General features: G+C 36.5%; 9 protein-coding genes, 1 pseudogene and 1 riboswitch. Of the genes and pseudogenes, 5 read left to right on the top strand and 5 right to left on the bottom strand.

Features of this window, described 5'->3' with window-relative positions; translation table 11 throughout:
- Window positions 1-91 precede the first annotated feature (91 nt).
- Window positions 92-196, bottom strand: a riboswitch (SAM riboswitch).
- Between the two features lie 290 nt (window positions 197-486).
- Window positions 487-1899: a Na+/H+ antiporter NhaC family protein gene (locus tag ABDZ84_RS12230; protein WP_026679807.1), complete on the top strand. Its 1413-nt coding sequence runs from the start codon at window positions 487-489 to the stop codon at window positions 1897-1899.
- Between the two features lie 306 nt (window positions 1900-2205).
- Here ABDZ84_RS12230 and ABDZ84_RS12225 read toward each other — a convergent pair whose 3' ends face one another.
- Genes ABDZ84_RS12225 through ABDZ84_RS12215 form a run of 3 tightly spaced genes read right to left on the bottom strand, consistent with a single transcriptional unit; the run spans window position 2206 to window position 6383 of the window.
- Window positions 2206-3882, bottom strand: coding sequence for a glycoside hydrolase family 13 protein (locus ABDZ84_RS12225; RefSeq protein ID WP_034678361.1), 1677 nt, complete (start codon window positions 3880-3882; stop codon window positions 2206-2208).
- 45 nt (window positions 3883-3927) lie between these two features.
- Window positions 3928-4719 carry an endonuclease/exonuclease/phosphatase family protein gene (locus ABDZ84_RS12220; RefSeq protein WP_026679805.1) on the bottom strand — a complete coding sequence of 264 codons (792 nt, stop codon included), beginning with the start codon at window positions 4717-4719 and terminating at the stop codon, window positions 3928-3930.
- On the bottom strand, window positions 4716-6383 hold the full coding sequence (locus ABDZ84_RS12215) for a PTS transporter subunit IIBC (protein WP_026679804.1): 1668 nt from the start codon (window positions 6381-6383) through the stop codon (window positions 4716-4718). Before ABDZ84_RS12215 ends, ABDZ84_RS12220 begins: the two co-directional genes overlap by 4 nt.
- Before the next feature lie 441 nt (window positions 6384-6824).
- Between ABDZ84_RS12215 and ABDZ84_RS12210 the strand changes: the two genes are divergently transcribed.
- A complete protein-coding gene (locus ABDZ84_RS12210; RefSeq protein WP_228089105.1) occupies window positions 6825-7157 on the top strand; it encodes a PTS sugar transporter subunit IIA in 333 nt (110 codons plus the stop codon).
- A gap of 401 nt (window positions 7158-7558) precedes the next feature.
- On the opposite strand, the gene ABDZ84_RS12205 is transcribed toward ABDZ84_RS12210, so the two are convergent.
- Window positions 7559-8476, bottom strand: coding sequence for a hydroxymethylglutaryl-CoA lyase (locus ABDZ84_RS12205; protein ID WP_343781672.1), 918 nt, complete (start codon window positions 8474-8476; stop codon window positions 7559-7561).
- Window positions 8477-8900: 424 nt separating this feature from the next.
- Between ABDZ84_RS12205 and ABDZ84_RS12200 the strand changes: the two genes are divergently transcribed.
- From ABDZ84_RS12200 to ABDZ84_RS12190, 3 genes are all read left to right on the top strand, one after another.
- Window positions 8901-9257 (top strand): carboxymuconolactone decarboxylase family protein, encoded by a 357-nt coding sequence (locus ABDZ84_RS12200; protein ID WP_321133720.1) that lies wholly within the window; start codon window positions 8901-8903, stop codon window positions 9255-9257.
- 375 nt (window positions 9258-9632) lie between these two features.
- On the top strand, window positions 9633-10154 hold the full coding sequence (locus tag ABDZ84_RS12195) for a MerR family transcriptional regulator (RefSeq protein WP_026679801.1): 522 nt from the start codon (window positions 9633-9635) through the stop codon (window positions 10152-10154).
- A gap of 31 nt (window positions 10155-10185) precedes the next feature.
- The gene (locus ABDZ84_RS12190) at window positions 10186-10404 is read left to right on the top strand and encodes a DUF2187 family protein (protein ID WP_026679800.1); all 219 of its coding nucleotides are present in this window, start codon (window positions 10186-10188) and stop codon (window positions 10402-10404) included.
- A gap of 493 nt (window positions 10405-10897) precedes the next feature.
- Here ABDZ84_RS12190 and ABDZ84_RS12185 read toward each other — a convergent pair.
- Window positions 10898-11247: pseudogene (locus ABDZ84_RS12185) on the bottom strand (zinc ribbon domain-containing protein); the annotation flags it as partial.

Here is an 11247-nt window from a genome sequence, read left to right as displayed (position 1 = left end):
TCCAGCTATCATTTTTTGATAACTGGAATCTTTTTTAACTTCATAAGGGCTAGTTATGTCCCAGCCCCTTTTGTATACATACATCGTCACCTTCTCATCTTTCAAGTTTATAAAACTTGCTAGAAGTAGCACCTTATTTATAAAACAGGTTGCTGAGGTGTCTTCAGGCTAGTCCCTCGACCTCTCTAGATAAGAATATTATGTAATTATTTAAATAATTAAAACTATCATAGCAATTCTATTAAAAAATAGCAAAAGATTCCTCACACTATTTAATAACTGCTGTCCATTTCACCCTTTCTAATAGCTTTATTGACATCTAATAATCAACAGATTCACCTATTATGAGGAAGCATGTAGTGATTATGTCTTTCTGCAAAAGCTACGTATGAAAAATCGACTTTTTACAAATGGTAATTATAGCTTTTATTCATTTTTTCAACCTTATACTAGATATCAAACCATCCATTTAGAGGAGGCTGTACGATGGATCACACCTGGTTCTCCCTCATTCCCTTTACTATTGTTATTGCTTTAGCTATATGGCAAAAAAGACTTCTTCCTGGACTAGTGCTGGGACTCCTTGTAGGTGCTTTTCTGTTAGAATTCAGCGTATTAAACGGAACAAAAGAAGCCGTAAACTATCTCATAACGACATTGGCAGATCCAGGGAATATTAATATTATCGCCTTTTTATATTTATTTGGCGGATTGATTGGTATGATGCAAATTTCTGGAGGAGTTAAAGGATTTTCTGAGTGGGTTGGTGACAAAATTCAATCCGAACGAGGACTTCTAGTTGTCATCTGGTTGACCCTACCTTTTACATTTATGATGCCGATGTTTCGAATAATGATGATTGGACCCGTGGTAAAATCCTTACTTAAAAAGGTGAACATGTCTCACTGGAAAGTAGGGTTCACGATGGATGTATCCACCAGTTCCGTTATCGTATTATTACCAGCTGCCACTGCTTTCGTCGGTTTCATGGTTTCCCTTATTGAAGGGGGAATTCAAAAACATAATCTGGAAGCAGATGCCTATCAAGTATTTTTGTACAGTATTCCATTTAACTTTTTTGCAATTGTAATGCTGATCATTGGACTAATTAGGACATTCTGGTCCAAGCCCAGCAAAAAGCAAACCAACAAAGATCAAAACATGCAACAGACAGATGAACATCACCGCATAGGAATTAAAAAAGAGCTATCCATGGTGAAAGCGCAGCCTTGGAATTTAATTGTTCCTTTGTTTTTATTGCTTGGTCTAACCTTATTTTTATTATGGCAAAACGGCGTAGAAAAAGGAGCTACCGGAATATTTAATGCCTTTGCAAAAGCGGATGCTACCTTTGTTATCTTACTTGCCGTATTTATTACACTCATCATCACGTTTATTTTCTATATGTTAAGGGACCAAAAACTAAGTGAAACCATTTACCACTTTTATGATGGTGGAAACCAACTCATGGAGGCAATTATTCTTCTGGTACTAGTATGGTCCTTATCTTTTGTTGCAGAAGACCTTGGGTTTTCCAAATTTATCGAGGCGACAATTGGCAGTTTTCTTCCTGCATTTACTATTCCAGCTATTGTTTTTTTAGTAGGTTCAGCTGTCAGCTATTTCCTAGGTTCATCCTTTGGAACATGGGGAATATTTATGCCACTGGGGATTGCTCTGGCAACTTCAACAGGAGCTTCATTACCGATGACAGTTGGTGCCGTATTTGCAAGCGGTTCATTTGGAGCAATGACCTCTCCGCTAGGCGACACTACCATTACAACGGCATCTATTCTAGAAGTTCCTCTTGTCGAATATGCACAGTATAAATTAAAAATTGTATCCATAGGCGTAGGTATTGCAGCAGCTTTGTACTTAGTAGTAGCATATTTTATTTAATAGGAAAAGGAAGAGGAGACTGGCCACAACCTATTGTATAGATGGAGGCAAGTCTCCTTCCTGAGAAGAAACGTCAAAGTCTCCTTGATCACCGAGTTGATGAATCGTTTGCTGAATGGTTTAGAGGGTGATGTTACTTACTGAAAGACGTATAAAGTAAAATGGGGGATTTTTGTTCCTCCACTGATGTTAGTACCACAAAGATATGACCTAAATCCCTTTGAACCATTCGGACATTTACTGGCAGTGGCAGTCGATCACTCACTTATTCATATTGTTTTCACTTTATTGCTTGAAGTGGAGATATTACTGCCAATTATATAGGCGATAAACTCTTGCTTCATATGGTTTTAAAACCATATTCTTCAGTTGCTCTTCGTTCTCTACATCGTAATTGCTGATTAACAACTTTGCTGATGAAACTATCAGAGTTTCTGTCACGTTGACATCAGCTTCTTCTTCAAATAAATTCACAAGAATTAACATTTGCTGATCTCCATCCGTTCTGGTATAGCCATACACCTGATCATGATCTGCTAAGACCAGGTTGTAACTTCCATAAATAAATGCAGAATATTGCTTCCTAATGTGTATCAATTGTTTGTAATAATGGTAAATGGATGTTGGATCAGCCAGTTGATCGGAAACATTGATTCTTCTATAATTCGGATTGACCTTCATCCAAGGTTGTCCTGTTGTAAAACCAGCATTTTCCTTGCCATTCCACTGCATAGGCGTTCTCGAATTATCTCTTCCTTTTTCCCAAATGATCTCCATGATTTCTTGATGACTTGTGCCTTTTTCAATTTCTTCAGCATACAGATTTTTCATAGCCACATCGTTATAATCTTCAATCGCTGGAAATTGAACATTTGTCATCCCTATTTCCTGTCCCTGATAAATAAATGGTGTACCCTGCATAAGAAAATATAGCGTAGCTAATCCCTTTGCCGAAACCTTCCAATATTCATCATCATTCCCCCAACTCGAAACGGAACGAGTCTGATCATGGTTTTCGAGGAATAATGCATTCCAGCCGACTCCCTCAAGCCCCTTTTGCCATTTAGTTAATGTTTCTTTTAAGGCATGGATGTCTAATCCACCAGTAATACTTTTCCCCCAAAGATCCAAGTGTTCAAATTGGAAGACCATATTAAATTTACCCTTCTCTTCGCCAACCCAAAGTGCAGCGTCCTCCATCGTGACGCCATTCGCTTCTCCAACAGTCATAATGTCATATTGATCAAAGGTTTCATTTTTTAATTCTTGTAAAAATACATGAATTCCTTCTCGATTCATATGACCTGCAAATGACGGAACATATTTTCTGTTATCTGGATTTGGCATATCTGGGAAACCAGGTACTTTTTTGATATGGGATATCGCATCAACACGAAAACCATCAATACCTTTATCAAGCCACCAATTAACCATGCTATACAACGATTGGCGTACTGCTGGATTTTCCCAATTCAGATCTGGCTGTTTCCGAGAAAAGACATGCAAATAATAACTTTCTGTTCTGTCGTCATACTCCCAAGCAGAACCACCAAATATAGATTCCCAGTTATTTGGCTCGGTTCCATTTTTACCTTCTTGCCAAATATAATAATCACGATAGGGATTATTTTTTGAAGACCTAGATTCTATAAACCACGGATGTTCATCAGATGTATGATTGATTACTAGATCCATAATCAATTTCATTCCCCGCTGATGAACTTCTTCTAATAACTGGTCAAAGTCATTCATTGTACCGAATTCAGACATAATCGCTTGATAGTCACTAATATCATAACCATTGTCATCATTTGGTGATTGATAGACAGGACTAAGCCAAATCACATCAATACCCAATCCCTCTAAATAATCTAATTTGGAAATAACACCTTGAATGTCTCCAATTCCATCCCCATCAGCATCCATAAAGCTACGAGGATATACTTGATAGGCAACCGCTTCTTTCCACCATACTTTTTTCATCATTGTATACTCCTTCATTGTTCAATTGTTAACATATAATGTAGTCTACCAATCAGCTACATTGACCTCGATTGCAAAATGATCGGATACCACTGGTTTATTAATACCATTCAAAATAACTCTCGACGTAAGAATTTCTACCTTTTTAGAGGAAAAAATAAAATCAATTCGCTTCTTATCTGAATGATTTTCCCAGCCTGCAATCTCACCTAGAACCGTTACACCAGAATCCTTATGTTTAGCTAGTTGATACGTATCAAAATAGCCAAAGTCCTGAACATAATCATACCCTTCACCAGCAATCCCCGCCGGATTATTAAAGTCACCCATTAAAAAATGTGGTCTTTCTTGATTAATTCGTGCAACTAACCGATCCATTTGGGAACGAAAAGGCTCCTCTTCATCCTGCCACCAGCCTAAATGACAAGCGTAAAATGCAGTTGATATACCTTTATAATTAACCGTCATTCCAACTACTTTACGTGTTTTCCAATAAGATGTATCTTGACTGCAACTGACAAAGAATGATTCACGCTGGAGAACAGGGTGCTTTGTTAACAAAGCTACCCCTTCCTCGAAACACTCATAACCAATATGTGAAATATCCCATTCATAGTCATACATCGATCCTAATTCCTTCAGCTTTTGCACAAGCAAAAACCCGAAATTATTAGCTTTTAACTTACCTTTAACCATTTCTGCAGTGATCGATTGACTTACTTCCTGTAAAGCGACTACATCATAGGATTGCTCATGAATTACAGCGGCAAGTATGTCCAGCTTTTTCCATTGATCCGCCTCCTGCCAAGAATGACAGTTAAGTGTCAATAGCTTCATTGGTTATCCTCCAAATAATCCTGTACTTTTGACTTTAGAACGTCGGCTTTTGGACCATATATTGCTTGAACGCCTGAATCTTTTTTCACTAGCCCCATAGCTCCAGTCTTTTTCCAATCCGTTTCTGACGCTACATCAGCTACATCCTTAACCGATACACGTAATCTAGTCATACATGCATCAACTTCGAGAATATTTTCCTGACCACCAAGCAACCGAATAATTTCTGCAATTTCGTTATCTCCAGCTGATTTATGAATAGAAGAATTTTGTTTTTCCTTATCTTTTTCAACAGTCGTATCATCATCTGAGTAATTTCCAGCACGTCCAGGAGTGGGAAGATTCATCTTCTGAATAATAAAGTTAAATAAGAAATAGCTAATTACAAAGAAAACGATACAGGTAATGACAAAGTTAATGATATCTCCAACAAGACCAGCGTTTATTGCCATCGGTAGTCGTGTGGCTAATTCAACTAGTCCAAACGAGTGTAGTCTCAAATCAATTAAATCAACCATCGCAAAGCTTAAACCAGCAATTACCGCATATACAAAATACAATAAAGGTGCTGCGAACATAAACATGAATTCAATCGGCTCCGTTACACCAGTAATAAATACAGCTAGTCCTGCAGAGAAAAACATTGATTTATATTTTGTTAGCTTATCTTTATCCACATTACGATACATTGCAAGTGCAGCACCAATTAAAACGGCACTTGATAAAATCATTTGCCCCATCTTAAACCTTGCCGGTGTCACTTCTTGTAATAAACTGTTGTATGCTTGCATATCTCCAGCTGCTTGCAGGTTTACTAAATCTGAAACCCAAGCAAGCCAAAGTGGATCCTGACCTGCAACTACTTCTCCTACAGATGCACCTGTCATAATCGTGTAGGTTCCACCTAGCTCTGTATAATTAATCGGTACTGTCAACATATGATGTAATCCAAACGGTAAAAGCAAACGCTCCAGCATTCCAAAAGCGAAAGGTGCTAGAAATGGTGCTGAATCCTTTGAATTCGCCAACCAGATACCAAATTCATTAATTACCCCCTGAATAAATGGCCATAAAACAGACATAATGAGTGCAATAATTACAGACCAAAGAATAACGACAAAGGGTACAAAGCGTTTTCCATTAAAGAATGAGAGAGCTTGTGGTAAGCGGTTGAAATTATAATATTTGTTATAAATCGTTGCACCTACAAATCCAGAAATAATCCCAATAAATACTCCCATATTAAGCGCGGGTGCACCTAATATAGAAGTAAAATAATTATCAATGATTAATTCACTTCCAAATAAAGAATTTACTGTTGCTCTGGGTTCAGTGAACATATCACTAGTTACTCCAAATACCACACCAGTAATTCGGTTTATCAAAATAAACGCTAGTAATGCTGCAAAGGCTCCGCCAGCTTTTTCCTTAGCCCATGAGCCACCAATGGCTACCGCAAATAAAATATGCAAGTTATTAATAATTGCCCACCCGATATCTTCCATTACTCGGCCAATCACTAGCAAAAATGAAAAATCGTTCATTGTCATGCCGATTACTTTCCCTAATGAAATCATGATTCCAGCAGCAGGCATAACCGCAACAACGACTAACAATGCTTTTCCAAGCTTTTGCCAGAAATCAAATGAAAACATGTTCTTCATGCTGTTTTCCCTCCTCAAATTTCTTTAGCATCCCAATTTTGATGCAAACGTTTTCGTAAATAAACCTATTCATTTTCCTTATAAAAAGATAGCAAAGGAGATGAATGTAAACACTTTCATTCCATGAATATAGTAATTATACATACTGATCTGAACTGAAATGCTCCATGCATCATTAGTGCAAACGTTTGCATTATTTATATAAACATAGTATAGTAGAATTGAAAGAAGGTCAAGTACCTAAACACTATTTTTTACGATAACTTAAGCAAGGATGGGGAAAACACTGTTAAAAAAACTGTAAGAATAAAGTAGCGCCTCAAAATATCAATCTTTATGCACCGGTAGACGGAAATGTAATTGGTTTAGAAGAAGTACCTGATCCTGTATTTCCCGAAAAATAATGGGTGATGGGATTGCTTTTAACCCAAAAAAAATGGAATTATTTTATCTCCAGTTAATGGGAGAATCATTCAGGTCTTCCTTACTAAGCATGCTCTTGGGATGCGTACAGATAACGGTGTTGAACTATTGATTCATATTGGTCTAGAAGCAGTTCAACTAAAGGGGAAAGGATTCACTTTCTATGTGAAAGAAGGTGATAATGTTTCCGCTGGAGGTAAGTTAATCGATTTTGATATAGTTGAGGAACAAGCAAGTAGTACGATCATTCCTTTAGTTCTAACCAACACAAAGGAAATGACTCGGATCAAGACTGTGACAACCAGTGAGGTCATAGGAGGTAAGGGTCTAGTATCGTTAGTAAGCAAATAAACCTAAATAAAATATCATAGGGGGGCGAATTTAAATATCGAAAGGCGATTAAGTGAAAGTGTGTTTGTTTATCCCCCACTTACCACTATTGATTTCACTTTATTGCTGAAGTGGGGGTATTACTGCCAGTTATATGCGCCATAAATTTTTCTTTCATCACAATTTAAGTTATAGGGTTCTTTTGTGGGCTCAGCTAACACTGCTACTCATATTTTATTTAGCAACGTGAAGCTTCAGAGCCACTCATATGTTTTGTTCAGATTGACTAACGATTTTATCTCGATAGGAATGTTTACCATTTCACGATAAAACTCCAAACTACTATTCAAGAATATTTTATTAGCGTTATAGTAGTTTAGGGATTTTATCAGAATTTCTTTTGTTTTGCCCTTGTTCTTACTTTACACGGTCTTCTTGAAATTACTCAATTGGTAAGCGAGTGCTTTACTAGGAAGTCTCTTGCCTAATTTATCTTGAATATATAAAGCTGCTTGTTGAATTTTTTCTTCTTTTATTCCAGTTTCAATTCCTAACCCATGTAGCAAATAAAGGACATCATTCGTAGCGACATTACCAGCTGCGCCTTTTGCATACGGACAACCCCCTAATCCACCAACAGAGCTATCAAAGCGAGTAATTCCATATTGGATTGATGTCATGATATTTGCGATTGCCATTCCTCTAGTATCATGAAAGTGCATAATAATTTTTTCTTGAGAATAACGAGATAAGACGTGATCTAATAATGCTTCTACTTGACTTGGAACTGCAGAGCCAATCGTATCTCCTAACGAAATCGAATCAACACCATAATCAAATAATTGATCACAAACTGCGACCGCTTGTTCTGGAGAAATTCTTCCTTCATATGGACAATCAAAAACGGTAGATATATAACCGGTTACGAATTTCCCAGCAGTCTTTGCCTCTTGAATAACTTTTTTCAAGACTGGGTAGGTTTCATCTATTGATTTATTAATATTCTTTTGATTATGTGTTTCGCTAGCTGACATAAAGACGGAAGCTGCATCAATTCCTGTTTCCAGCGCATGCTCTAAACCTTTTAAATTAGGAACTAGTGCAGAGTAGGACACATTTGGATTTCGCTTTATCCTTCTTCCAACGTCACGCGCATCTGCCAAGGCAGGAATCCACTTAGGATGTACAAAGGATGAATATTCTATTTCCTGCACACCAGATTCAGATAGCATGTTGATCCATTTTATCTTATCATCGGTATCAATAAATACATTTTCATTTTGCAATCCGTCCCTAGGACCAACCTCTTTTAACTGGACATGTTTAGGATACTGACACATGCTTCCCCCTCCAATTTTTAAATGGATTTTTATAGAACCTACTTACGATAAGGTTATTATTATCACTGTATGCCATCCTGATCATTTCAGTGCACAAAAAGTATGCGCTTTCATAATTATAGGTTAAAAGATCATTCATTATATCTATATTAGACCAAGTTTCATTTCATTCAACTTTGTTGAATAAAGTATATTATAAAAATTCAGTGAAAGTCAAATGAATACTAACCTAAATGAGGGGTCTGTTCAATAAAATAGCTTATATAAAGAGCGAACCAATCGTTATAATATCATCACTGCATTTATTCTTTCAGCATTAATTGAGCAACTAGATCGAAGTAGAAGGAAGTTTCTTCCTTTCATTATATTTTGGTTTATCTTTACGTATTTGGCTCATACTACCATCATGATTAAATCTAACGAAATGGAGTTGGAGAGAATGGATTCTATTAAGACTAAATTAATTGAATACAAAGAAGGTGTTGGGAAATTCACCGAAAAAATGCCTGAATTTACGAAGACGTATACATCCTTTACAGAAGCATGCTTCTCAGAAGGTGCATTATCTAAAAAAATGAAGCAATTAATGGCGCTAGGTATTAGCATCCATGCCCAAGATGAATATTGTATTATTTATCATACTAAAGGTTGCTTAGACCAAGGTTGCACAGAAGATGAAATTCTCGATGCGATTTGTGTAGCTGCTGCTTTTGGTGGTGGCCCTTCAATGAGCCAAGGAGTTACATTAGTTCAAGCATGCATTGATGAATTGAATCAATAGTTGATTGATTTTGAGGCTGGGACAAAACACAACTTCTTTACTCAAAATACGAATAATCATGTTATCAATAGGAGGAGCTTCGGACTCGTGCTGTTCCTGCCGGAGTCTCGCTTATTTCAGGTGCTAAATGAATGATTATAATCAAAAAGCGAAAAGATAATTATTTTAAACTAATTAGCGTTCGTTTTTTATTGTTTCTTCATTGTTTTGTCTCAGCCTCTTTATCGGACCACATTTTAGCTTTTCATTTTTCCTCAATTATTCCACATTTATCACATACTCATTCCATCTTCTTTGTTTACTATTAGTAGTGTGCTTCCATCTAAGCACAGCCAACTAACTATTTTGATTATATTAGAAAGACGGTGAAAAACAATGGAATTGCTTAGTCTAAATGGGTTGTCTCACATTGTCGGTGTTCCAAAGCACACTGCATCAACCTGGATTGAGGAATTTAACATGTACGTACCAAAGACACAGCAGCAAGATGACATGTATTATCTTCCGGAAGCAATTGACGTTTTGAAATTCATAAAAAAATGCAAGTACCAGCAATATAATAAAACTGACATTGAAAAAAGATTAGCAGATAGAAGCTTTCCAATTAGGGTAGAAAGCACCATTGAAGATGTACAGCAAGCATTTGATCAAGGAAGCTACAAAGAAAACATCTTGACAGTTATGCAAACAATTGGACTGACAGTATCCAATGTTGCAAACCAAGAGAAGTCGATACTAGCTTTACAAGAAGAACAAGCTAGGCGAGCAAAAATCGCAGAACAACAGTCAGAAGAAATTAATAAACTCAAACAACAGATTGAGCGATTAAAATATGAACTAACTCCTGGAGAGAAGTACGAAATGAAGAAGGATTCTTTCGCAAGACTTTTTAAATAGCAGCTTTCATCTAATGAATGGAGGAATAATTATGTTTAAACCAGATAAAAAAAAGGCAAAACCAGGAGATGTTATTGAGTTTGTAAAAGATAACTATATTCTTAAGGGACAAGTATTACCATCAAGTTGTAAACGGAGCATTATCGTTGATATTTCGTCGTCAAGTAATTTGCAAAAAATTAGTCATAGCTTTCCTAATACGGTAGTGGCTCATGAAAATTACAGGATCGTAGATAAAGTGCAAAACTAATTTGGTATAGAGACATAATAGTCGAATAACAATTTTGTCTTTTCATTGGAATATGAAATAAACCTCCGAACTACTATCCGAATATTCATACTCGGATTATAGTTCGGGTTTTCTTTAATTTCTAACCTTGTCCTATTATCCTTTTTATCATACCTCTTTCATAGATATTTATTATGGTTAAACAAACTATTTTTCATCGTATAAATTGCTCGTTTGTTCGCCCCTGATATTCTAGTTCCTCTTAAAATTGTCATCTTATCCCCCTTCGATTATCAGTTATTGTTTTAAACTTATGATTATAAAAGCTCTCTCTACGCGGAAAAACCTTACCTATAACTGTAGAGCATTAGCTTACCATCTTATTTGTGAACTACTCCCACCACTTACCACCCTTACGGGTTGCTTGAAGTGGGGCTTCTTGGGTAATCGCCACTTTTGGTAGCTGACGAAATGGACCAAGCTAACCCTCTTGTTCCAAGAGTTTATATTTTCATTAGGCACTTGCTAATAAGCGAATGCCTTCTTTTTTGATATGAAGCGCTGAATTATAATCTCTATCGAGATTTAGCCCACACGAACAAGCGTAAGTTCTAATTTCTATAGGCATTGGTTGGGTATTTCCGCAACTCGAACAAGTTTTGGTAGATGGGAACCATTTATCAATTTTGATAAGTTGTTTCCCTTGTTCTTTTAGTTTGTACTGTAAGAAAGAAGTGAACATTCCCCATCCATTGAAAAATCTAAGCCAACAACTTTTTCAATTTCCTTCCTTTTTATCTCCTTCTCGTACTCTGTAAGAATCGAAATATAGTATTTTCCTGATGAAGTCATAGACAAGGTACA

The sequence above is a fragment of the Virgibacillus salarius genome, assembly GCF_039521925.1.
GTDB lineage: Bacteria > Bacillota > Bacilli > Bacillales > Amphibacillaceae > Virgibacillus > Virgibacillus salarius.
This window is presented reverse-complemented; position numbering and strand designations above follow the sequence as displayed.

What these genes read in the sequence shown, in the direction of transcription:
- ABDZ84_RS12215 (WP_026679804.1), bottom strand. Translation starts at nt 6,383, where the DNA reads ATGAAGAACATGTTTTCATTTGATTTCTGGCAAAAGCTTGGAAAAGCA.
- ABDZ84_RS12205 (WP_343781672.1), bottom strand. Translation starts at nt 8,476, where the DNA reads ATGTGTCAGTATCCTAAACATGTCCAGTTAAAAGAGGTTGGTCCTAGG.
- ABDZ84_RS12190 (WP_026679800.1), top strand. Translation starts at nt 10,186, where the DNA reads ATGTTTAAACCAGATAAAAAAAAGGCAAAACCAGGAGATGTTATTGAG.
- ABDZ84_RS12200 (WP_321133720.1), top strand. Translation starts at nt 8,901, where the DNA reads ATGGAGTTGGAGAGAATGGATTCTATTAAGACTAAATTAATTGAATAC.
- ABDZ84_RS12220 (WP_026679805.1), bottom strand. Translation starts at nt 4,719, where the DNA reads ATGAAGCTATTGACACTTAACTGTCATTCTTGGCAGGAGGCGGATCAA.
- ABDZ84_RS12195 (WP_026679801.1), top strand. Translation starts at nt 9,633, where the DNA reads ATGGAATTGCTTAGTCTAAATGGGTTGTCTCACATTGTCGGTGTTCCA.
- ABDZ84_RS12230 (WP_026679807.1), top strand. Translation starts at nt 487, where the DNA reads ATGGATCACACCTGGTTCTCCCTCATTCCCTTTACTATTGTTATTGCT.
- ABDZ84_RS12225 (WP_034678361.1), bottom strand. Translation starts at nt 3,882, where the DNA reads ATGAAAAAAGTATGGTGGAAAGAAGCGGTTGCCTATCAAGTATATCCT.